The 20,968-nt window shown below is 38.7% G+C and carries 23 protein-coding genes; 8 read left to right on the top strand and 15 right to left on the bottom strand.

Annotated elements, in window-relative coordinates:
* Nucleotides 1–47: 47 nt before the first annotated feature.
* The 3 genes from LG336_RS10635 to LG336_RS10625 all read right to left on the bottom strand — a co-directional run bounded on the left by LG336_RS10635 (nucleotide 48) and on the right by LG336_RS10625 (nucleotide 3,543).
* Nucleotides 48–938 carry an SDR family NAD(P)-dependent oxidoreductase gene (locus LG336_RS10635; RefSeq protein WP_404332523.1) on the bottom strand — a complete coding sequence of 297 codons (891 nt, stop codon included), beginning with the start codon at nucleotides 936–938 and terminating at the stop codon, nucleotides 48–50.
* Between the two features lie 431 nt (nucleotides 939–1,369).
* The gene (locus LG336_RS10630) at nucleotides 1,370–1,591 is read right to left on the bottom strand and encodes a hypothetical protein (protein ID WP_404332522.1); all 222 of its coding nucleotides are present in this window, start codon (nucleotides 1,589–1,591) and stop codon (nucleotides 1,370–1,372) included.
* Between the two features lie 173 nt (nucleotides 1,592–1,764).
* Complete coding sequence (locus LG336_RS10625) at nucleotides 1,765–3,543, bottom strand: acyl-CoA dehydrogenase family protein (protein ID WP_404332521.1); 1,779 nt, start codon at nucleotides 3,541–3,543, stop codon at nucleotides 1,765–1,767.
* 349 nt (nucleotides 3,544–3,892) lie between these two features.
* Between LG336_RS10625 and LG336_RS10620 the strand changes: the two genes are divergently transcribed.
* Both LG336_RS10620 and LG336_RS10615 read left to right on the top strand, forming a co-directional pair.
* On the top strand, nucleotides 3,893–4,696 hold the full coding sequence (locus LG336_RS10620; protein ID WP_404332520.1) for an alpha/beta fold hydrolase: 804 nt from the start codon (nucleotides 3,893–3,895) through the stop codon (nucleotides 4,694–4,696).
* A gap of 372 nt (nucleotides 4,697–5,068) precedes the next feature.
* A complete protein-coding gene (locus LG336_RS10615) occupies nucleotides 5,069–5,659 on the top strand; it encodes a guanylate kinase (RefSeq protein WP_404332519.1) in 591 nt (196 codons plus the stop codon).
* Nucleotides 5,660–5,801: 142 nt separating this feature from the next.
* On the opposite strand, the gene LG336_RS10610 is transcribed toward LG336_RS10615, so the two are convergent.
* From LG336_RS10610 to LG336_RS10600, 3 genes are all read right to left on the bottom strand, one after another.
* A complete protein-coding gene (locus LG336_RS10610; RefSeq protein WP_404332518.1) occupies nucleotides 5,802–7,070 on the bottom strand; it encodes a cytosine deaminase in 1,269 nt (422 codons plus the stop codon).
* Nucleotides 7,071–8,339 carry a cytosine permease gene (gene codB / locus LG336_RS10605; RefSeq protein WP_404332517.1) on the bottom strand — a complete coding sequence of 423 codons (1,269 nt, stop codon included), beginning with the start codon at nucleotides 8,337–8,339 and terminating at the stop codon, nucleotides 7,071–7,073.
* Between the two features lie 307 nt (nucleotides 8,340–8,646).
* Nucleotides 8,647–10,431: a bifunctional metallophosphatase/5'-nucleotidase gene (locus tag LG336_RS10600; protein ID WP_404332516.1), complete on the bottom strand. Its 1,785-nt coding sequence runs from the start codon at nucleotides 10,429–10,431 to the stop codon at nucleotides 8,647–8,649.
* 367 nt (nucleotides 10,432–10,798) lie between these two features.
* On the opposite strand from LG336_RS10600, the gene LG336_RS10595 reads away from it, so the two are divergent.
* Entirely contained in the window at nucleotides 10,799–10,936 is a 138-nt protein-coding gene (locus LG336_RS10595; protein ID WP_404332515.1) for an FbpB family small basic protein, read from the top strand.
* Nucleotides 10,937–11,002: 66 nt separating this feature from the next.
* Here LG336_RS10595 and LG336_RS10590 read toward each other — a convergent pair whose 3' ends face one another.
* From LG336_RS10590 to LG336_RS10575, 4 genes are all read right to left on the bottom strand, one after another.
* Entirely contained in the window at nucleotides 11,003–12,199 is a 1,197-nt protein-coding gene (locus LG336_RS10590; RefSeq protein ID WP_404332514.1) for an MFS transporter, read from the bottom strand.
* 522 nt (nucleotides 12,200–12,721) lie between these two features.
* Nucleotides 12,722–14,152 (bottom strand): MDR family MFS transporter, encoded by a 1,431-nt coding sequence (locus LG336_RS10585; RefSeq protein WP_404332513.1) that lies wholly within the window; start codon nucleotides 14,150–14,152, stop codon nucleotides 12,722–12,724.
* Between the two features lie 317 nt (nucleotides 14,153–14,469).
* Complete coding sequence (locus LG336_RS10580) at nucleotides 14,470–14,985, bottom strand: hypothetical protein (protein WP_404332512.1); 516 nt, start codon at nucleotides 14,983–14,985, stop codon at nucleotides 14,470–14,472.
* Nucleotides 14,975–15,358 carry a hypothetical protein gene (locus LG336_RS10575; protein WP_404332511.1) on the bottom strand — a complete coding sequence of 128 codons (384 nt, stop codon included), beginning with the start codon at nucleotides 15,356–15,358 and terminating at the stop codon, nucleotides 14,975–14,977. Before LG336_RS10575 ends, LG336_RS10580 begins: the two co-directional genes overlap by 11 nt.
* A 256-nt stretch (nucleotides 15,359–15,614) precedes the next feature.
* On the opposite strand from LG336_RS10575, the gene LG336_RS10570 reads away from it, so the two are divergent.
* The 3 genes from LG336_RS10570 to LG336_RS10560 all read left to right on the top strand — a co-directional run bounded on the left by LG336_RS10570 (nucleotide 15,615) and on the right by LG336_RS10560 (nucleotide 16,355).
* Nucleotides 15,615–15,854 carry a hypothetical protein gene (locus tag LG336_RS10570; RefSeq protein WP_404332510.1) on the top strand — a complete coding sequence of 80 codons (240 nt, stop codon included), beginning with the start codon at nucleotides 15,615–15,617 and terminating at the stop codon, nucleotides 15,852–15,854.
* Nucleotides 15,855–15,951: 97 nt separating this feature from the next.
* Nucleotides 15,952–16,155, top strand: a complete 204-nt coding sequence (locus tag LG336_RS10565; protein WP_404332509.1) for a hypothetical protein — start codon at nucleotides 15,952–15,954, stop codon at nucleotides 16,153–16,155.
* 2 nt (nucleotides 16,156–16,157) lie between these two features.
* Entirely contained in the window at nucleotides 16,158–16,355 is a 198-nt protein-coding gene (locus tag LG336_RS10560; RefSeq protein WP_404332508.1) for a YwbE family protein, read from the top strand.
* Nucleotides 16,356–16,425: 70 nt separating this feature from the next.
* Here LG336_RS10560 and LG336_RS10555 read toward each other — a convergent pair whose 3' ends face one another.
* From LG336_RS10555 to LG336_RS10545, 3 genes are read right to left on the bottom strand one after another with little or no spacing between them, the layout of a single operon-like run.
* Nucleotides 16,426–16,785, bottom strand: a complete 360-nt coding sequence (locus tag LG336_RS10555; RefSeq protein WP_404332507.1) for a hypothetical protein — start codon at nucleotides 16,783–16,785, stop codon at nucleotides 16,426–16,428.
* A 39-nt stretch (nucleotides 16,786–16,824) separates the two neighbouring features.
* Entirely contained in the window at nucleotides 16,825–17,019 is a 195-nt protein-coding gene (locus LG336_RS10550) for a hypothetical protein (RefSeq protein WP_404332506.1), read from the bottom strand.
* Nucleotides 17,019–17,966: a hypothetical protein gene (locus LG336_RS10545; RefSeq protein WP_404332505.1), complete on the bottom strand. Its 948-nt coding sequence runs from the start codon at nucleotides 17,964–17,966 to the stop codon at nucleotides 17,019–17,021. Before LG336_RS10545 ends, LG336_RS10550 begins: the two co-directional genes overlap by 1 nt.
* Nucleotides 17,967–18,405: 439 nt before the next feature.
* Between LG336_RS10545 and LG336_RS10540 the strand changes: the two genes are divergently transcribed.
* Entirely contained in the window at nucleotides 18,406–18,786 is a 381-nt protein-coding gene (locus tag LG336_RS10540) for an SET domain-containing protein (RefSeq protein ID WP_404332504.1), read from the top strand.
* Between the two features lie 124 nt (nucleotides 18,787–18,910).
* Here LG336_RS10540 and LG336_RS10535 read toward each other — a convergent pair whose 3' ends face one another.
* Nucleotides 18,911–19,567, bottom strand: coding sequence for a hypothetical protein (locus LG336_RS10535; RefSeq protein ID WP_404332503.1), 657 nt, complete (start codon nucleotides 19,565–19,567; stop codon nucleotides 18,911–18,913).
* A gap of 46 nt (nucleotides 19,568–19,613) precedes the next feature.
* Entirely contained in the window at nucleotides 19,614–20,186 is a 573-nt protein-coding gene (locus LG336_RS10530; RefSeq protein WP_404332502.1) for a class I SAM-dependent methyltransferase, read from the bottom strand.
* A 365-nt stretch (nucleotides 20,187–20,551) separates the two neighbouring features.
* Here LG336_RS10530 and LG336_RS10525 point away from each other — a divergent pair, with 365 nt between their 5' ends.
* Nucleotides 20,552–20,887, top strand: coding sequence for a hypothetical protein (locus LG336_RS10525; RefSeq protein ID WP_404332501.1), 336 nt, complete (start codon nucleotides 20,552–20,554; stop codon nucleotides 20,885–20,887).
* Nucleotides 20,888–20,968: the final 81 nt, after the last annotated feature.

Here is a 20,968-nt window from a genome sequence, read left to right as displayed (position 1 = left end):
AATAGAAGAAAGAGGCAGACCGTTTGGTTGCCCCCTCAAAATTTATATTACCATTGGTCAATATGTGTTAACTGATTGCTAATATCCCAAAGTTTTGACCAGACTTCTCGATCATATGATTTTTTAGACGAGGATACAATGCTTTGATTTTCATCAAAGTACTTACCGGTAGTTTCTGAAAGGCTTGGATTTGCAGCGAGATACGTGTAGGTTTGAGCCATCACTTCAGGAGGGATTGAAAATTTACGTTTTAATTTGTATGCATATTTCATTAAAGCGGGGACATTTTCATGCCTACCTAAATTTACTTGTACGGCAGGGACTCGGATACAGTTAAACGTTACACCCGTTCCTTGAAATAATTCGGCTGCGTGATAGGTAAACATGAGCTGGGCCATTTTCGATTGATAATATGCTTTGGTTGGAGAGTATTTTTGTTCTCCATTCAAATTATCAAATTCAATCAACAAATTAGGATAGGCGATTAATCCTTTCGAGGCAATTGTGATGACCCGTCCCCGACTCTTTTTAAGCAAATCTAGTAACAAGTTGGTTAGTAAAAACGGTCCCAAATGATTTGTCGCAAAGATGGCTTCGACCCCATCCTCTGTTAGAATAGGCTCTTTCATCGATAAATCGAAATTGGCTGCATTGTGTATGAGCACATCGAGTTGGTCATATTCCTGACGGAAGTTTTCAACCAATGTTCTTATGCTATCTTGAGAAGAAAGATCGGCTTGTAACACCTGGATATTTTTGTTGTTCGTTTCATTTACGATTTCTTCTGCTGCTTTGGTTCCACTTGTCATGTTTCTGCAAACTATGATAACCTTTGCACCTAACTTCGCCAGCTGGTTGGCTGCTCTTTTACCAATCCCCGCATTGGCACCAGTTATCATACAGACGTTCCCGCTCATATCCCATTGGTCTGTTGACACCTTCATCCCCTCCGAATGTAAAAAATCCAGAAATTTTTAACTAATTAAATAGTGAACCAGCGTGATACTCATCTCCATTATATAGTATCCTACTTTGGAGGGATGAATGGTAGCCACTAAAACAAAAGGCTCTTTTCGTAAAGATTGTTGTTAAAATTGTAAAAATCTTAAAACCGATTTTTACTACCTAAAGCCGATTTTAACGCAAGATAAGTAATTTTGTTCGTTATAGGAAGTTTGCAAGCTCTTTTCTCATAATTTAAAAGCCATTTTACAGTGGAACAAAGCCTCATCCATCCTATTTTGCACCCAAAAGTGACAAAGTTTGAGAAAAGAGCCAAACAAAAAGACCGACTTCTTTTTGAAAAGTCGGGCATTCACAATTATGGGCTTACATAAATGTTTTCAAAGAATAGTTTTTCTAATCGTATTTAAGAGGTTTTCTTGTGCTGGTCATCCATTTTTACAAGTAAACCTTTTTTAATCCAGTATTGAAGATTTTCAGATGGGAAAACGCCTCTTCCATTGGATTTATTCATCTGAATGACGACACTATTTGGTGTCACCTCAAGAATGGTTAAAGAGTCAGAACGGCTGAGATTTGGCATAAAGCCACTTTTAATTTCAAATTGCATGTTTTTATCTAGTTCCATCAGGAAACCCCCTTTTAATAAAATCTTACACGCATTCTTAGGGTTCCCAATTTTTCTATTTATATCCAAACTCTGGAAGTTCTAAAAACATCCAAACTCAGAAGGTTTACTTTACCAATTTTTAATATGAAAAACCTACTAAAAATTCAGTAGGTTTTTCATCCTTTAAACATTTAGCAGGTATACTGTCGAGCTTCGTTGATCACAGCCGCCAATTCTCGGATTCTGCTTACACGATTCTCGACATGATAATGAGCTATTTCTTGTTTAATCAATGGAGCAATCTTTAAGATGCTTGGCTTGTCAGTATCTAGGCCACCGATGATTTCTTGCGTAAGAACCTGAGCCTTTAATACGCTCTGCTCGACAACCATTTCGGCAAGAAGCTTCTTTACTTTTTCTTTCTCAAGACCATTTTTCTTGATTTGCTTTTCAGAGCGCAACACAGCGGATTCTCCCGCAAATAATTCAATGGCGATTTCGGAAAGCTTCATTACTGTTTCTTGTTCTTCGGAAATCTCTGTCCCATGTATCTCATAAACCATTCCGGCAGAAGCTAGGAAAACCCTTCGAATGGATGCAATCGCTGCTTTCTCCTTCGCCAAAGGACCATTAAGCTGTTCTCTATTCCCATCATGAAGCTGCCTAACCGCATTCCAAATCGCTTCCTTTCCTGGAAGCTCTCCCTTGGCTACCTTTTTAAAGAAGTTTCCGGTAACAAGCAAACGATTGATTTCATTTGTCCCTTCAAAAATACGATTGATTCGAGAATCACGGTAAGCCTGTTCGATTGGGTATTCCTGAATAAAACCAGAACCACCATGTAACTGTAAAGACTCGTCCACCACCTGGTCTAAGGTCTCCGATCCATAAACCTTACAAATCGCACACTCTAAGGCATATTCCATCAGCCTAGCTCCTACCAATCTTCTATCTTCACAATCATAAATATCTCCTAAAGCGTCTTCAAGTAGAGAGGCAGTCCGATACTGTAGCGATTCTGCGGCATAGATTCTGGATGCCATTCTTGCAACCTTTTCCTTGCTTGCTCCAAAGGCTGCAAGCGTTTTTCCAAATTGCTCCCGCTCATTCGTATATTCAACAGCCATTTTTAAGGCTTCTTTCGCTCCACCCATGCATGCCGCACCTAAGTTAAATCGACCAAGGTTTAATACATTCAAGGCAATCACATGCCCTTTCCCGATATCGCCGAGAACATTTTCAACAGGAACTAGGCAATCCTCCATAATTACGGACCTCGTTGATGATCCCTTTATCCCCATTTTCTTTTCTTCTGGGCCAAGAGACAAGCCTGGAAAATCTTTTTCCACAATGAAGGCGGTAAACTTTTGACCATCTACCTTTGCGTAGACGATAAAGGTGTCAGAGAAAACAGCATTGGTGATAAAAATCTTCGTCCCATTTAACACATAATGGGTTCCTTCTTTATTTAAAAAGGCTGTGGTTTTTGCCGCCAATGCGTCTGATCCCGCTGAAGGTTCTGTTAAACAATAAGCACCTAAATATTCTCCAGATGCTAATTTTGGGAGATATTTTTTCTTTTGTTCCTTTGTTCCAAAATATGTGATTGGGAGTGTAGCAATACAGGTATGATTTGATTGAGCAACCCCGTAACCACCTGTACTTCCGACAATTTCCCCTACAAGGATTTTACTCACTTTATCTAAGCCAAGGCCATCATAGGCCTCAGGGATACTATGAGCAAGTAACCCAAGTGAGCCCGCCTCACGCAGTAACGATACTACTTTTTCAAAGTCCTGTTGTTCAATTGCCTCTCGATGTGGCCGAACTTCCTTTTCTACAAATTGTCTCGCCGTTTTCGCAATCATCTTATGCTCATCTGTAAAGTCCTCTGGGCTAAAAACAGCATCTGAGTCAGTTTCTGAAACTAGATAATGTCCACCGGAAATAAGCTTTTTTATCTTTTCCATTTCGTACCTTCCTTTCATCCATTAGCAAACCTAAGCTAGCCATTCATAGTGCTACTTAAAGTCTAGCAATAAGAAAGCTCTTTAAATTAACTTTAGTTCCTAACAATCTATGCATCTCCGAATCTGAACATTCATACCTTGTACTATTCCCAAAAAAAGGATAAATTTAAATCATTATTCAATATTTCACACAATTATTCAGAAAATTTAAAAAACTAAGCATAAGAGAGATATAGAGAGAAAACATTTGTAAAGTGGCGATAAATCCAGTAAATAGCTTTTTTTGGTGATTTGCACTTTTGTCAGTGTGATAATAAACTTATCTAAAATAATCAATAAGGTGGTATTTATGACAAGATCAAAATTAAGCAAAGCAGGAATTCCCTTTTTGCATTTTGGTAATGGTGAGCCACTGGTGTTGATACATGGTCTCGGTGAAGTGAAAGAAGGTTGGATTAACCAGTTTGAACTACAAGATGAATTTGAATTAATCATTCCTGACTTGCGAGGTCATGGAGAAAATGAAACTACAGAGGAAATATCTATTCAAAATTTTGCATCTGATATTATTGAATTATTAAAGGAATGTCAAATTGAAAGCGCTAACATTCTTGGCTTGTCAATGGGTGGGGCTGTGGCACAGGAGATTTACCGTCAAGCTCCTGAAATGTGCCGTTCCTTAATTTTAGCTAGCACATTCCATTTTTTCCCGAAGAAACTCGCACCACTATTTATTAATTATCGAAAGAAAAAGTTTAGAAATTTAACCTCTGGCGGAAAAAAGAAACCTGCTGCTGCATTAGCTCTATATTCTTGGGAAGATGAGCACCTCGAAGAGTTTGACAACCATTTTGCTCCTAATCATAAAGCCTTCTTTGATTCATTACATTCTTGTTTGAAAGTAAATAATCTAGCTCTCCTACGTAAAATAAGCGTTCCAACACTCGTGATTGGTGGGCAATATGATTCCGTTATTCCTGTTTGGATACAGGTTTGGATGCATAAACTTATGCCTCATTCGGAATTTGTCATTATGAGGAAAACTGGACATGTAGCCAAATTAGAGGCTAAGGAACGATTTAATCAGCTTGTTCGCAATTTCCTAGCAAGGCATAGACAAAGAAATAATTCTGATGAAAGAATTTCTATATAAACGTATCTAGAAAGAAAAAGGTCACATAGAGGGTCTTAACGGGTTCCCTTTAACGGTTCAAAACAACAAATTTCAGAATAAATTAGAGTGCTAAATCTCAACGATTTTAGCACTTCAATTTTTTTATACTGTCAATTTCGCATTAAAGCTTATTTAAAGAGGAAGAATAAAAGGCACACAACTAACTTTCTTCATTTATATGGAGTGGCTACGCAAATAAAATCTGAAAACTCAAACATTCCTACGTTAAAATTTGTTATAATAATGGTATCCGAAATTTTAAGATTAAAAGGAGTACCCACCGAGTACATTACATTCTTGTTTATTCCTTTTTTTATATAAAAATTACAATTTCATAAAGGAGGCTATTCCATGTATAAAATTAAGGAAAAAGAAAAACTCTTCATCTACACAGGTCCAGATGGTTCCGGAAGAAAAACGGTTGCCAAAATGGTTGCGACCGCGTTTGATATGGAGACTGTTCTTTCTTACACGACCCGTCCCCCTCGTCATTATGAGCAAAATGGAGAGGATTACCATTTTGTAAGTGAAGAAACCTTTAAGAATATGCTTGACCAACAGGAATTTTTAGAGAGTGTAGAAATAGATGGGATTTATTATGGCATTCGTGAGCAAGATATTGTGAAGGCCTTTGAATCTCATAACCTTGTCTATTTAACACTAAATCCTGAAGGCACTGAGAAATTAAAAACGATGTATGGGGACCGTGTTATGCGTTTCTTTATTTACGCAGACCGTGAAACGGTCATCAAAAGACAGAAAGACCGGGAAGATAATGAGGCGGATATTCAACGACATATGAAGCATTATGATGAAATCATGCAGTACAAAAACAACTGTGAGCATTCTTTTGAGAACTATGATTTGCCACAAGTATCTTTCCAAATTAGTGAAGTGATCGAAAAGTTTTTAGATCGCGATGTGATTGTAACAGATTACTAAACCGCAAAAAAGAAGACCCATTTCATCAAAGGGTCTTCTTTTTGGTTATTTTTTAAGTGACAATCACCTTTCGCACTACATAGATTTGATTCCAAACGATGCTAGTGGAAATGTACTGTATTCTTTCTTAATCAACTTTCAATTATTTATTGAAATTGACCATTTCCGGTTCTGTTCCTAAGGTAATCTTTGTTTCTCTCGGTTGTGTTTCTGCAATGATATTCCCATATCGAACAGAGTAGCGAACTGTCGCTTGCTTGCGGATTGCTTCGTATTCGTTTTCTGCATCCAGGACAATAAAATTCGCTGGTTTTCCAATTTCTAGACCATAGTTGGCCTCGATGTTCAGGGTCTTCGCACTATTGTTTGTTATAAGATCAAACGAGTTTACGATTTGTTCGTACCCCATCAATTGGCTCACATGGATGCCCATGTGTAGAACCTGAAGCATGTTTCCAGTACCTAGTGGATACCATGGATCAAAAATATCATCATGACCAAAGGAAACATTTAAACCAGCCTCAAGCAATTCTTTTACTCTCGTGATTCCTCTCCGCTTCGGATACGTATCAAATCTCCCTTGAAGATGAATATTCACGAGCGGATTTGCAACAAAGTTTATTTTAGACAATTTTAATAATCTAAACAGCTTGTACGTGTATGCATCATTATAAGAGCCCATCGCTGTTGTATGACTAGCGGTTACCTTACTCCCTAAACCACGTTCGTAGGCTTCGGTTGCGACTACCTCAACAAACCGAGATTGTTCATCATCAATTTCATCGCAGTGGATATCGACCAGACGGTCATATTTCTCTGCGAGGTCAAAAGCCGTTTTCAATGAAGAAACTCCATGTTCTCTTGTGAACTCGAAATGAGGGATGGCTCCGACAACATCAGCACCCATTTTCAAAGCTTCTTCTAGCAGCTCTGCCCCATTTGGGTAGGACGGAATCCCTTCTTGCGGGAAAGCAACAAGCTGAAGGTCCACATAAGAAGACATTTCTTCTTTTACTTCAAGCAAAGCTTTTAAAGCTGTTAAAGTCGGGTCCGTCACATCCACATGCGTCCGAACATGTTGAATTCCTTGGGCAATCTGCCATTTCAAGGCCGTTTTAGCTCTTGTTTTTACATCCTCCAACGTTAGGCTTTCTTTCCTTTGCGACCACCTTTGGATTCCTTCAAATAATGTACCGCTTTGATTCCACTCTGGCTCCCCGGCCGTTAAGGTGGTATCCAAATGGATATGGGGTTCAATAAAAGGTGGAGCCACTAAAGACCCATTTACATCTAAGACTTTTTGGTCCATCTTCTCCATTTTACCTCGAGTAATATCCTTTATTTTTCCATCTTCTATGGCAATATTCCATAGCCCATCTTTCCCTCTAAGCTTTGCATTTTTAATGATCATTTATGAACTCACCTTTTCTAATCTAGTTATAACGCTCTTTTTCACTTCAACCTGTGCCGATAGTTTTGAAACAATTACAAATGTAATCGCAGCACCTAATAGTGCATTGATTGGGGGAATCCCTGGAACAAAGTTTGCAGTGGCAACCCCTGCGCCCCAAGCGAGTAAAGCTACCCAATTTACTGCTTTAAACTTCATATTTGCAAACTCTTTATATTTCCCACGATTTACGATGAAATAGTCAGCTAAAATAATTGCACCAATTGGTGGCAAGGTTGCTCCTAAAATGGTTAACCAGCCAACAAAGTTATTATATAACCACATGGCTGCAAGGGTCCCGACAATTCCGTTGAAAATAACGACTTTACCCTTTGTAATCTTCGTGATGCTTGAGAAACCTAATCCTGATGCATAAAGCGCGTTATCATTTGTCGTCCAAATATTTAAACCCAGAACAAGAATGGCTGGTAGGATAAGTTTTTGCAGGAACATTACTTCTGAAATATCAGATTGCCCTGTGGCAATTGCTCCTACTGCACCAAAGACAAACATTAAGGAATTTCCGATGAAGAAAGCAATCACCGTTGTTACAACGGCAGAACGTTTGGTCTTTGAAAAACGCGCAAAGTCCGGAGTGAGTGTACCCGCACTAATAAATGACCCAATACAGATGGTTAACGCAGCTGCTAGCCCAAGCGTTGTAGTTGGTTCGTACTGCATTAGCCCCTCAAATCCTCCTACTGTTTCTGTAGCTTTGAAAACGGAAAAACTTCCTAATACAGTGATTAACGGGACAGCAATAAAACTTAGGATAGCAAGTGCCTTCATCCCGAAGAATGCCGTTACCGTCATTAAGATTCCTGAAACGATAATCAGTAGATTCGTATCTAACCCTGTCACTTTCTGTACCGGTACTGCAAACATCGCAACCCCTACGCCAAACCATCCAACCTGTGTGGCTCCTAATAGAAAAGAAGATAAGTAGGATCCTTTTTCACCAAATGCATAACGGGTAAGCAAATGAGTCGATAAGCCTGTTTTTGCGGCAATAAACGCAAGTGCTCCTGTGTAAGCTCCAAGAATAAGATTACCGGCTAAAACGATTAAAATAAATTGTGTGAAAGTTAACCCTAACCCCAATGTTCCACCAGACATCATGCTCGCTGAGAAGAAAGTGAGTCCCAGCATAACGACGAGCATCTTCCAAAATCCATTCCGATTATTCTGTGGTACCGCCTCTAACGAAAAATCCAAATCTACTTTTTTCATACCATTTCCTCCAATTTCATGTTGTGTTTGAAACTGGTACCGAAGGATCCTTCGAGTGTATATGACGATACGGATACGAAAAAAGGCTTCTTGCCGTTTTCCGACAAGAAGCCTTTTCCGCATGATAAGCCAAAGAGCAGGATACACCTCACCCAATGATTATCATACATTCCGCTGTCCTTGTCAGCCTCACGGGACTGAATTAAAGGTACCAGTATTTAATTGACCTTATTATTGCAAAATACCTACTAGTTGTCAACCAATAATTAAAAAGGAAATTTTTGGTTAAAAAGATAGAATAGCTAATTTAATATTCAACTTTTTTGATTCGGCCATCCAAACTAAAAGACATTGGTTGAGGTTGTACCCTGATATAGTCAACAAGAGCTCCTAAATCAACAGGACCTACCTCTTTATCCTGTGCTTTTGTAAAGACTGTAAAACCATCGCCACCGCCTGCAAGGAAAGAGTTTGCGGTTACCGTATAGGTTTGATTGGAATCCATTTCTGTACCATCCGGAAGCTGAATACTAATTACTTTTTGATTATCTGGTTTCCTTCCATCCCAAGTATATGAAAATCCTGAAATCTGTAGCATCGTTGTATTAGGTCCCCACTGCTGATTGAGTACTTCCCGAATTTGTTGTCCTGTCATCCTCATTTTTACAAGGTCATTATTGAACGGCTGCACGATATATACTTGCTCCCAAGTGATTTCGCCCTTATCTATATCCGCTCGAATCCCACCTGGATTCATGAAGGCAAAGTCGGTTCCCATCGCTTTTCTTTGTGCATCAGCAACGATATTTCCCATTACCGATTCACCACTATCGTTTCTCAAAGATGTTAAATTCATTGAAGTTGACCCTATAACCTCGTTGACAATGGGTTCGACCACTTTTTCATAGTCTTTGAGCATTTGCGAAATTTCAGGGTCAGGGTCAATTTCATCTTGAAAAGTAGTAATAATCTCCGCCCTTTTCGTAACAATATCTTTTGTACTTGGATCAATCTCAATGTCAACATCAGAAAACGCGGTTCCATATGAGTAGGATTGAACCAATAGTTTATTGTCGACCATAGCGTTCATATAGGCATGGTTATGAGCGCCAAAAATAATATCGACTTCATCATCAACACCATTTGCAATATCCACTAACTCTCCAGTCGCATTCTCGCCATTAACTCCTGAGGAGCCCGGATTGTGAGCTAGTACAATAACGGAACGCACACCCTGTTTTTTTATTTCAGCGATATATTGATTGATTGCTTCCACTTCATCGGTGAACTTTATCCCCTCCACCCCATTCGGTACAACGATATTAGGGGTCTCGGAGTAGACCACTCCAATAAAGGCAATCGGCATTCCATTTATCTTTAAAATTTCATAGGGTTTGAGAACCGGTCTTCCGTTTTTGTCTACGACATTAGCTGCAACCCAAGGGAAATTTGCCCCTCGGAACTCCCCAGTCTGCTCATGACTCCCCCCTTTAATTAGGCGTTGAAGTTCATCAATTCCTTCATCAAATTCGTGATTACCGACCGTTCCAATATCAAACTTCAATTTATTTAGAATCTCTATTGTAGGCTCATCCTGTAGTAATGCTGAAATTGGAGGACTAGCCCCTACCATATCTCCTGTATGTATCAAAAGGGTATGTTTATGATTTGCTTTTCGTTGTTTAAGGTAGGCAGCTAAATAGTCGACTCGGCCAACCGGTCTTCCGTCTACCCTGCGTGTCACATTAAGTTGACCATGTAAATCATGGATACTTAATAGCTGAATCTGTTTGTAGGATGGATTGGAAGCTTGTGGTTTTTCATTGGCCCCCTTCACTTCTGGTCGACTAGAAATATGTCCGTGGTACTCCTCAGATGAGCCTTCAATACCAACTGCGTCCTGTTTCAGGATACTAATATTACCGTCTAGGGTTTGGGTGATATAGCGATCGTCGATTCCATTTGAATTTGTTTTTAGGTGCTCATATTCACGAATGTCTCCACCTTCTGGCTTCGTTTCATTTTGGAACCCCACACATCCAATTAGATTCATAATCACAAGGATAAGGAGTATACGATACAACCCCTTCATTCAATTCCCCCTTAGCAAAAAAATAACGATAAAGATATATTTTGCTAAGAGAATTGAACTATACATGCCCCTTACATTATTTTACTATAATTGCTCACCTTTTAAATTCACTAAGTATGGTTCATCCAGGATTTAACCTGTTTTGTCGCTATATCTGCTTGACCATCCTAAACTCCTATTTACTGACTCCCATTGCTCACGAGCAAGGATAAAAAGGTGAAAATGAGCCCAATTTCATTAATGCAGAGGATTTGTATGTATATAAAAATATAATTTTAGTCTTACTCTTGATTATTATCTGAAAATTTGTTATATTTATGTATATTAAAATATTCACAAAAAATTATCATAGAAAAGGAAAATCAAAATGAGAAAACAAAATTTAAGCATGCAAGCCCTAATCAGCAACAACAAGAAGGAAATTTTATTAGATGAGAAAGAACTAGAAAGAATCGAAAAGCAGATTGACGAAAAGCATGTGAAGGAATTAGAAAATAACCGTTAATCTAGAAATCACTACTAAGCAAATAGAAAAAGCATCGGTCACATTTGGCCGATGCTTTTCTATTTGCTATTCTACCTTTACCTTAAGCTTTTTAGTAAAAGATTGTTTCTGCCACATAATGGTTGTCAACAGTGTTACAACTAACAAAATTAGCCCTAATATAAATGGATAGATGATGTTTACATCATAAAGCATTCCGGCTAGAGTCGGCCCTAGTACGTTTCCAATACTCATATAGGCATTATTCATTCCCATTGCAAACCCTTGTTCATCCCCTGCTAATTTTGAAATGAGGGTATTCAGAACAGGGCGTAGGATAGATGTTGCCAGGAAGATCAAGAGTGTTGTTCCGAAAAAGAATAGATAACTTGGCGAAAATAATGACAGCATAAACCCTAAAGCGGCGACTGCCAAAAAGATGTTTAACACTTTTCTTTCCCCATAATGTTGTACAAGTCGGTCAACTATGAAAAGCTGAACAATGACACTTACAATACCTGTAGAAGTGATCATAATCGCTATTTCCTTAGGTGTTGCCCCGAACTGATTATCAACGAAAAGACCAAGAACGGATTCATATGACATAAGTCCAAAACTCATCACAAGTGTAATAATAAGTGGAATGAAATACGGCATTTTAACCGAACGCACCATTTTCTTTGCCATTGACTCGTCTTGATGATTCATCATGGTCGATGGCTGTTCTGTTCTGCTTTCTTTTAAAACAATTACCGAGAAAATAACGGCGACAAGTGAAACCAATGCGGAAATTAAAAAAGGCATTTTCAAACCATAATCTGCTAAGAATCCACCAATTCCAGGGCCAATAACAATACCCAATGACATCGACGCAGAAACCAAACTATTTCCACGGGCCCGCTGCGCCATAGTTGTAATGTCGGCGACATAGGCAAAAATGGCAGGAATTAATAACGCCGCCCCAACGCCTCCGATTACACGGGAAACATACAACCACCAAATAGTATTTGAACCATAGAAAATAAACATCGACAACGTCAACCCGATTAAACCGATGATAATCATCTTTCTACGGCCATACTGATCTGTCCATTTTCCAGCAATTGGGGACATAATAAGCTGCGCTCCCGCGAAAATGGCAATCATTAATCCAGCTGCTGTTCCACCTTCCCCAATTGATTCTAAATAAGCAGGCAAAATCGGAATAATAATCCCAAAGCTCCCTATTGCAATAAACATATTCACCATCAAAATGCCAAGCTTTTTTCTCTGCTCAGTTGACATATAGACAGCACCCCTTCTCCCATTTATCTAATCAAAAATCTTCGATTGAATTTCTCTCAAAAAGAAAAATCATACCACCGGGTGAGAAGTACGTCAATAAAAAAAAACAAAAGCGCAAGCGCCCTGTTCAGCGGCGTATGGCCCGGAGCGCTCCAACTGAGATAAAGGAAAACGAAAAGCGCAAGCGGCTCGTTCAACTCCGACAGGCATAAGACAAACCGGAATAGAAGGCGCTTTTTGCCTTCAATTCCGGGGTGGCTTATGACCCGAGGAGTTAGCCGCTGGAGCTAGACAACACGAAGAGCCGGAGGCGCATTCGTGCTTGACGCAATCGTTATGGCGGTAAAAATCTAAAAGCCGATTTTTACTTGGAGAGCGAAGGACACTAGCCGCTAGGGCGCTGGAACTGGATACCAAAAACGAGTACAATTATCCACACCCTTAACCTTTTATAATTTCCTAAACGATTAAAAAGGTGACAGGCACCATCCACTTTTTTGGATAATGCCTGTCACCTTCCTTTTATTTATCTGAGGCTACCTGTTCTTTTGCTTCTGCACCATCTGGCTCTGATTTTTTCAAGAAAAATGCCATAACAATCCCAATGGCCGCCAAAACTCCGGCTACCATGAACGCAACATTCACTCCATGAATCATTCCTTCTTTACCAAACTTAACAGGATCCAACGCACTACTTGTCATAATAGTGACCAATAAGGCCGTACCGATGGATGCAGAAACTTGTCTCATCGTATTATTCATCGCTGATCCATGTGGAATTAGCCTAATCGGCAATGTATTCAAACCTGCCGTCGTAACAGGCATCATCACCATTGAAATCCCTAACATTCTTACAGCATTCACCACTGCTAAAAAAGTGAACGAGGTGGTCGCCGTTAAATCCGTGAACATAAACGTTGAAGTAGTAATCAGAATCAAACCGATTACCGCTAACCATTTAGCCCCGAACTTATCAAAAATCCTTCCGGTAATCGGATTCATAACGCCCATTACGATAGCTCCGGGCAATAGCATGAGACCCGACTGAAAAGCGGTATAATGATGCATATTTTGCATGTAAATCGGCAAAATTGTAGCACCGCCAATCATCGTAATGAATACAATCATGCCCAGTACAGTTGAGATTGTAAAAATTGGGTATGTAAATACTTTAAATTGTAGGATAGGCTGTTTTAATTTAAATTGTCTCAGAATAAAGATGACAAGTGACGTCACTCCTATCAAAATCGTTAAGATAACTTGCATGCTTCCCCATCCAAAGTTCCCAGCACTACTAAATCCATACAAAAGCCCACCGAACCCAAGCGTTGATAAAATAATGGAGAGAATATCCAATTTAGGAAAGGTTTGATTTGTAACATTTTTCAATAGCAGATAAGCGAAAATGAAATCAATGATTGCAATCGGGAGAATGATAAAAAACAATGCTCTCCATGGAAATTGATCAACAATATACCCTGATAAGGTCGGGCCAATTGCTGGGGCAAAGGCAATCACTAAACCGAACAACCCCATCGCCTGTCCGCGCTTTTCAATCGGGAAAATAATAAAAAAGATGGTCTGCATTAATGGCATCATGATTCCCGCCCCTGCAGCTTGTAGCACCCTTCCCACCATTATGATGGAAAAAGCCGGTGCAAAGGCACATACAATCGTGCCTGCGATAAACAACCCCATAGCGGTTAGGAATAGCTTTCTAGTCGTGAACGTTTCAATTAGAAAGGCTGTGATGGGAATCATGATTCCATTGACTAGCATAAAAATGGTGGTTAACCATTGGGCGGTATTTTCAGTTAAATGCAAATCATTCATAATATGAGGTAACGCCGTAACCAGGAGCGTTTGATTTAAAATCGCTACAAAAGCCCCAGATATTAATACAGCCATCAGTGGGGCAACCTTAATATCTGGAGTATGTTGTGCATCCTCCATTTTTGTCCCTCCGATACTTATTCTTAATCCAGTTAGTCCACTGTAAATCACATTCTTAGGTTAAGTGATAGCCTTTTTCACTTTCTTAATAGCAGCCCATCTACTACCTTTTAATCTCCATTTAACCAACATATTCATGTATTTTAGTACTCATCCCATATTTTTCCGTTATTAAATGTATTCGGTAAAGGACACTATAAACCTCTTTTTTATGCTAGAAAATGCGAATTATGTATACCTGTTCTAAAACATAGCAAAAGGGATCCCGAGAAAAAATGGGGATCCGCTTTACTAGTAAATATTCATCAAGCTTTTCTTTATTTGAAAATTGTATTCATAACCTCATCCATGCTCATTTCGCTGTCTAATTCGAAGGTTCCTGGACGTAAGTCGTTTGCTAAGCCTCTTTTTTCTACTTCATCAAAAAACGCTTTAGCATTATCGATAATTTTCCCCTTAACTAGGGCATTCCCAACATCAATGCTGGTCATTCCTGAGGCAACGTTCAGAACGGTGCGGTATATAATTACTTCTTTTACCTCTCCCGTCTGATCCTGTTTCTCTTCTTTTTTATCTGTTGATTGCTCTGCTTCCTCTGTCTTAGCTGCTTCTACTGCAGTTAATTCCTCTAGCCATTCTTCTTCCGTCATGACGACATAGCCATCAGAAGTTAGCATTTCTTTCATCTCATCTTCAGTGGGTGGGTCTTGCTCAGCCGACTCAGCTGATTGGGTACTAACAACTTTACTTGAGCCAAAGAAGTATACGACACCACATACACCTGATGCAAGCAAGATACCTGCTGCAAAGCTACGCATATTCTTAGCCTTCATTTGCCATTTTTCTCCTTTCTATCTTTGAAGCCTTGTAAGGAGCTAGCAAGTATTCAATTTCTTTCTCATTTAACTTTGTTTTCGCGGCAATCCCTTCCATTGTGTAACCACGCTTGTATAAGTCTAGTATTTCGCGAAGAAGAATTCTCTCTTTTGAATTCGTTCCTATGATTCTAGCTTCTTGAGCTGTTATTTCCGCATCAAGTTCAACGATTCTTAGTTGTTCTTGGAGCTTGTTGACTTCCTCCATTAAAGAAACGTAGACTGTATCAATTTCTCGCTGCTCCACCTTTGATGATTGCCCCGCTTTTATAAATGACACAATCAGCAGGATGACTGCTGTTCCAAATAAAATTGCTATTGCCCATTCCATCGTATTTAGATCCTCCCTTATTAATCTAGCTTCTTGCAAAATCCTATCCTATTATACATCCTGCAGAAAGCTTTTTCGATTCATTTCGATAAAATACTCCAAAAGTCGTATTTTCTTGTAATAATTCAGGAAAGATTATACCGAATTAGAAAAATATGTTTGGTACCCTACTCCCTCCAGAGTTCCGCTGACTTTTCATAACATAATCCCAAGATTTGCATATGCTATATCAACTTATGAATGTAGGTGTTTTGCGATGAGAAGAGAAATTCAACCCATAATTGGTCAAGCTTGGACAGGGAAACATGTGGTCTTGCTTCATTGCACCACTCAAAATCAACTAATTGGCTTTTATACAAGCAAGCATGCGCCAATAGAACCGCCCCAGCCTAGTTGTGCTGAGACTTTATCCCAATTTCTTAGCATCGGATACCAGATTCAAGCGATAACCCCGCTCTCGGAAAATCAGATACAATACTTATTGGTTCTTAGCTAATCCGTTAAAGCGAAACCATAAATAATTAATAAATTGAATATCGCTTAAAGAATCAGTATACTTAACTTACCCATTTGGGGTAAGGAGGACAAAATCCATGGAAAACAAAAATAATACACAAGCATCTGAACAACAAGGAAAGAAAATGTCTCTACAAGAAGCAATTCAAAAGCAACTAGCAAATAAAAAGAACCAAAATTCTTCAGGGAATGCGAACCTGAATCAATCACAAACAACGAAAAAAATGAAAAGCCAGCAGACGAAAAAAGTCAGCAATTCCCGTAGAAAAATGGGTGTTTAAGAATGAATGGTCAAAATAGAAAAGATATTACGCCAGGTATTGAAGTCGACATCGTCTTAAAGGCTGACCAAAGATCGGGGAAGCTCACTAGCGGTATTGTTAAAGACATTTTAACTAACTCTAGTAGTCATCCACATGGAATCAAGGTAAGGCTTACGGATGGACAAGTTGGCAGAGTAAAAGCAATTAAATCTAAATAAACAAAAAAGCCCCTTCCATTTTAAAAGAAGGGGCTTTTGTTCACACACAAACACTTTACTGTACGTCGCGCTAACTGTTTGCCGATTTGTCAGCAGGTTCATTGCTGTCGGTTGGATCATTCCCATCATCAGGAAGTTTACTGAACTTTGACAACAGAACCAAAAAAAGAATATTCATGACGAGACCAATAAGGGCGGAGAATAGAATAAAACCCGACATGATTGATGTCGTCATGTTGATGGAAAAAGATTCAAGAAACGTAAACAGAAACATCAACACCATATAAAATCTAAAGGTAGTTGTCGTCCGTTTAAGTAAATAATCATCTTCCCTTTTTGTTGCAATAGAAACCATTAACTGAAAAATATAGAAGGCCAACACTAGATTTAATATCCCGATTAAGCTAAGATAAATGGCCGCTCCTGACATTTGCACAACACCGTGATTTTGAATAAACAGAGTAGGAAGCTAAAGTATTACAAGTCCGAGAGCAAAACCTTTTCCTTTGCTGCTAACACCATAATGTTTGTTTAATAGATTAATCCCTGAGAATATAAGATAATAGCCAATTGGGTCTGGTAGGATATCAATAATCAGCAGATGAATCTCTAGAAAAACAAGAATAAAACCCCAGAAAATTTTACGGAACCCTTCATACAACATTACTGTCCACCTTCTTTCTCAGCAATGAGTTGATCAATATCTTGCTGTTCTAAGTACGGGTGGTCAATAATTGGTGCGATTTGTTCAAAGTTTTCACCATTTTCAGTTTGCCCTTTGATGTGAATCCCAAACTCGTAATAACTAGTACGCTCTGGATTAAAATACATATACAAGTGCATCCATTCATTCGTATTGAGCGTTACTGGAAAAAGCTCGTTTTCCTCAATCGAAACCCCTGGGATTTCTTCCCACTCCCGGTCTCGATTTTCATCAAACCATGCAGGAATTTCGCCACCATGTCGAACAGTTTCAAGTTCCTTAAGCCTATCCTGGTCAAGATCTACCTTGACTGCTACTTCGCCTGCTATCTCTTCAGGAAATGGGATTGAAACGTCTTCAATTGTGATAGGCTCTCTCGTTACCATCGCTTCTTCACTTCGATGTTGATTACTGCCTGAGGACATTCGAGAATCAAAAACATTTAGTGACATATCGTCCTGATATAAGCTTACTTTGCCAACATCCGCAATCATCGACGATTGATTGTTAAAAAACACTTCCATGGTCTCAAAAGAAAGGCTAGGTTCAAGCTCATTAAGCTGCACAAACTCTTTATTAAACTGTAGGGTCGCAGATTTTAAATAATAATGACGGAACTCCTGAACAAAACTAGGTACAGACGAATCCTGCCAAAAACCAAATCCTTGACCATCATCAATAACATTCACCATGTGGGCTCCATCAATCTGTACATGGGTGACTTCAGCAGGGTCTACCTTATTGGTTAAATAATAAAAAGTAAAGGATCTCTCCTCGCCAAGAAAACCTTCATAAAAGTGATCCAAAAAAATCGGTTGTTCAAGTTGCTTTGATTGAAAATAAGAATAATTCCCAATCCAACTAAGGAGAATCAACAGAATCCCTGCCCATAAAAGCCGCTCCTTCACCTTTCCCCCTCCTTCTCTATCCTTTTTGATGGCTCTTTTCTCAAACTTTGTTGCTTTTAGATACAAAATAGGATTGATAATGCTTTGTTTCTCTATAACATAGCATTTTAATTATGAGAAAAGAGCTTGCAAACTTACTATAACGTACAAAATAGCTTATCTTGCGTTAAAATCGGCTTTAGGTAGTAAAATCGGTTTTAAGATTTTTACAATTTTAACAAACATCTTTACGAAAACAGCCTTTTTGATTGTAACATAGAAGAAATAAGGATAAACCAACGACTTTCATAGTATTCCGATAAATCAATGACGTCCGAAAACGAACCCCATATTTTAACAACGAATAATTGTATTCTAAAATAAGAGTTGCTTTCCTGAAAAACTCCTGTCAAACTGTACGAAGGAAAGATTTCATTTATAGATTGAGTAGGTGACGCACATGATTGAAGTAAAATCTTCGAAACTTAGCGATGGAGAGTTCAATAGAGGCGTGTTCGCAACACGTGATATCAAAAAAGGGGAACTGATTCACGAAGCTCCCGTCATTGCTTACCCAAATGACGAACATGTTCACATAGAAAAAACGCTGCTGGCTGATTATGCATTTGAATATGGGATTAACCATACAGCTATGCTTTTAGGCTATGGCATGTTATTTAATCATTCTTATGAACCGAATGCTACTTACGATATTAATTTTGCGAACCATACCTTTGACTTTTTTGCCTACAAAGATATTAAGGCTGGAGAAGAAATTCTTATCAATTATAATGGCGATGTCGATGACAATGATCCATTATGGTTCAACAAAGAGGATTAAGAAGAAGAAAATAACTAGTTTGTCAAAGAGTGTTATTCTGATAAGAGGATGGATTCTTCGATAATCGGCAATGAGCACCCATGCTCCGTTCATGGGTGCTTACTACTTATTCGATATAAAAGCTTTAGTTAGATATCTCCTCTAAATCATCTGGGTAAACAACTTCTTCAAAAACCTCTTGGGTGGCCTCATCTTTTACAAAGATGGTAATTTTATTTTCACCAGGCTCAACTCCATTAAGAATTCCATAAAACATTCCCGAAATTCCTAACCCAAAGACTACAAATCCATCAAAACTATTTTCATAGATTTTTTTATTTACAACCAAGGTAAACTCTGAAAAGGACTGATTATGATGAATATCTTGTACGGAGACTAGGTCTGCATTGTTTTTCATTTCTTCTATTGAACTTATAAGGTCCTTCTCCATCTGCACCATCATTTCTTTGTGCTTAGATTTAGACATTTTATAAGTAATGGACCCATCACTGTTTTTGCTTACTTCTCCTACCCCTGCTTCTTTCGCTTCAGCAATGACTCGATCTAAATCCTCCCCCAGAAACAAGGAAGCTGGCAATGTGACTTCCACGTTCAAAAGACCTTTATCCACTTGAATAGGTTTCTCTTCTTCCGGCTTTTGCTCTTCCGTTCCCTGGTCTCCAGCCTTCCAATCGTTCTTTTCAACAGAAACGTTTTCGTTCGAACTATTTTGCTCAGTAGATGAACACGCCGTAAGCACGATTAGCAACATGACAATGAGAAGACCACAAAATTTCTTCATAATCACTCTCCCTAATCATCTTCATTCCCCAGTCTTCTCTCTCCTGTTAATCAGTGACTTGCTTCTGACAAAAGATTGTTTGTCTGCCCTCTTCTTCGTCTTCCTCATAAAAGAGCACCTTCCAATTCCCAAACTCACCTAACAATTCCTGGGGCTCTAGTTTGTATTTATTGGACACTCCATTGTTCCCCACCTTTGGAGAATGATAAAAGGTTTCCATAAAAAAATAACCATGGTCACTCACAATTTTTTTTACAAACGGAAAAATAGCTCTGTCTAAATAATAAGTGATAACAACTAAATCAAAAGAATTCTTTTCCAAGGAAAGATTAGTGATGTCAGTAAGGTCACATACAATTGGCTTAATAGAAAGCTGCTGATTAATCGCTCTTTCACGGATAAAGTCAACTGCCACATCAGACACATCTAATGCCAGCACCTCATAGTTTAATTGTGCTAAAAACAAGCTATTTCCACCAAGACCACAAGCGAGGTCGAGTGCGTTCCCTCCTTTTAGTGAAGCAGACACATTCTTTAATCGAGCATTTGCCTTTGGTTCTTCTTCTTTTATAGTTATACGCTCCAGATATTTCCTATTCCACTTAGTTTTCGGATTCATAAGGAACTCCTTGTCTATGTAGTCTATGTAGTCTATGTAGTCTATTCTCCCCCTGTATGAGCTATTAGAGGGAAATATTATTCGTGACGAACATCCACATTATAATTCAGATTTGGTTAAGATACGAATTCTATGTCCAAGAAGAAACTTTTCTCAAGTAAAATAAAACTCACGAAGCGTGTTGAAAAACACTACTATTTGCTGTAAAAGTGGCACACCCATTTTTCTAAATTTTACAAAAATAGAAACTCTTTTTATTCTCTCCTGCATATAATGAAAGAAGCAACTCTATACTTAAATACTACAACACCCTTGCACTAGTCTCCACGCTTTAAGAATCAAATAAAACATAAGGAGTGATGCGTATGACAGAAACCCTAAATTACCGGGAGTTTTATCAAAAGCAACCGTTTCACATCTGCGAACATGATCGGTTTTCCATTCAACAAGAAGCTAAATATGCTGACGTCCACGAAAGCACACATTGGTTAATTGGTTTAGAAGGTTGTGAACTGACTACAGAAAACTTTCAGTGGCGAGTCGTTGTTTTCCCGTCCAGTGAAACAGGTCATTTTAATTGTAAGCTAGCATTCTTCAAGTCTCCCTTTGTTCGTACCTTTGACGAAGCATGCGATCTTATGCGGAAAATTGAAACGCTGGCAAGGCAAGACCAACTATTTACAATTTATGAAAATAAATAGAAAAAAGCTAGTATCTGCGTTTTCTTCCTTTTTAGCCTCCTATGTGAAAAATGTACATAATAGATTTTCTTTACTCCCCTC

It is taken from the genome of Mesobacillus maritimus (assembly GCF_044803185.1).
In the GTDB taxonomy this organism is placed as follows: Bacteria; Bacillota; Bacilli; order Bacillales; family Cytobacillaceae; genus Mesobacillus_B; species Mesobacillus_B maritimus_B.
The sequence above is the reverse complement of the archived record's forward strand: the minus strand, read 5'-3'. Positions and strand labels throughout refer to the sequence as shown.

Bases quoted from the DNA above. Each gene is read 5' to 3' on its own strand.
- LG336_RS10630 (WP_404332522.1), bottom strand. From the start codon at position 1,591: ATGGAACTAGATAAAAACATGCAATTTGAAATTAAAAGTGGCTTTATG.
- LG336_RS10625 (WP_404332521.1), bottom strand. From the start codon at position 3,543: ATGGAAAAGATAAAAAAGCTTATTTCCGGTGGACATTATCTAGTTTCA.
- LG336_RS10620 (WP_404332520.1), top strand. From the start codon at position 3,893: ATGACAAGATCAAAATTAAGCAAAGCAGGAATTCCCTTTTTGCATTTT.
- LG336_RS10615 (WP_404332519.1), top strand. From the start codon at position 5,069: ATGTATAAAATTAAGGAAAAAGAAAAACTCTTCATCTACACAGGTCCA.
- LG336_RS10610 (WP_404332518.1), bottom strand. From the start codon at position 7,070: ATGATCATTAAAAATGCAAAGCTTAGAGGGAAAGATGGGCTATGGAAT.
- codB (WP_404332517.1), bottom strand. From the start codon at position 8,339: ATGAAAAAAGTAGATTTGGATTTTTCGTTAGAGGCGGTACCACAGAAT.
- LG336_RS10600 (WP_404332516.1), bottom strand. From the start codon at position 10,431: ATGAAGGGGTTGTATCGTATACTCCTTATCCTTGTGATTATGAATCTA.
- LG336_RS10595 (WP_404332515.1), top strand. From the start codon at position 10,799: ATGAGAAAACAAAATTTAAGCATGCAAGCCCTAATCAGCAACAACAAG.
- LG336_RS10590 (WP_404332514.1), bottom strand. From the start codon at position 12,199: ATGTCAACTGAGCAGAGAAAAAAGCTTGGCATTTTGATGGTGAATATG.
- LG336_RS10585 (WP_404332513.1), bottom strand. From the start codon at position 14,152: ATGGAGGATGCACAACATACTCCAGATATTAAGGTTGCCCCACTGATG.
- LG336_RS10580 (WP_404332512.1), bottom strand. From the start codon at position 14,985: ATGAAGGCTAAGAATATGCGTAGCTTTGCAGCAGGTATCTTGCTTGCA.
- LG336_RS10575 (WP_404332511.1), bottom strand. From the start codon at position 15,358: ATGGAATGGGCAATAGCAATTTTATTTGGAACAGCAGTCATCCTGCTG.
- LG336_RS10570 (WP_404332510.1), top strand. From the start codon at position 15,615: ATGAGAAGAGAAATTCAACCCATAATTGGTCAAGCTTGGACAGGGAAA.
- LG336_RS10565 (WP_404332509.1), top strand. From the start codon at position 15,952: ATGGAAAACAAAAATAATACACAAGCATCTGAACAACAAGGAAAGAAA.
- LG336_RS10560 (WP_404332508.1), top strand. From the start codon at position 16,158: ATGAATGGTCAAAATAGAAAAGATATTACGCCAGGTATTGAAGTCGAC.
- LG336_RS10555 (WP_404332507.1), bottom strand. From the start codon at position 16,785: ATGTCAGGAGCGGCCATTTATCTTAGCTTAATCGGGATATTAAATCTA.
- LG336_RS10550 (WP_404332506.1), bottom strand. From the start codon at position 17,019: ATGTTGTATGAAGGGTTCCGTAAAATTTTCTGGGGTTTTATTCTTGTT.
- LG336_RS10540 (WP_404332504.1), top strand. From the start codon at position 18,406: ATGATTGAAGTAAAATCTTCGAAACTTAGCGATGGAGAGTTCAATAGA.
- LG336_RS10535 (WP_404332503.1), bottom strand. From the start codon at position 19,567: ATGAAGAAATTTTGTGGTCTTCTCATTGTCATGTTGCTAATCGTGCTT.
- LG336_RS10530 (WP_404332502.1), bottom strand. From the start codon at position 20,186: ATGAATCCGAAAACTAAGTGGAATAGGAAATATCTGGAGCGTATAACT.
- LG336_RS10525 (WP_404332501.1), top strand. From the start codon at position 20,552: ATGACAGAAACCCTAAATTACCGGGAGTTTTATCAAAAGCAACCGTTT.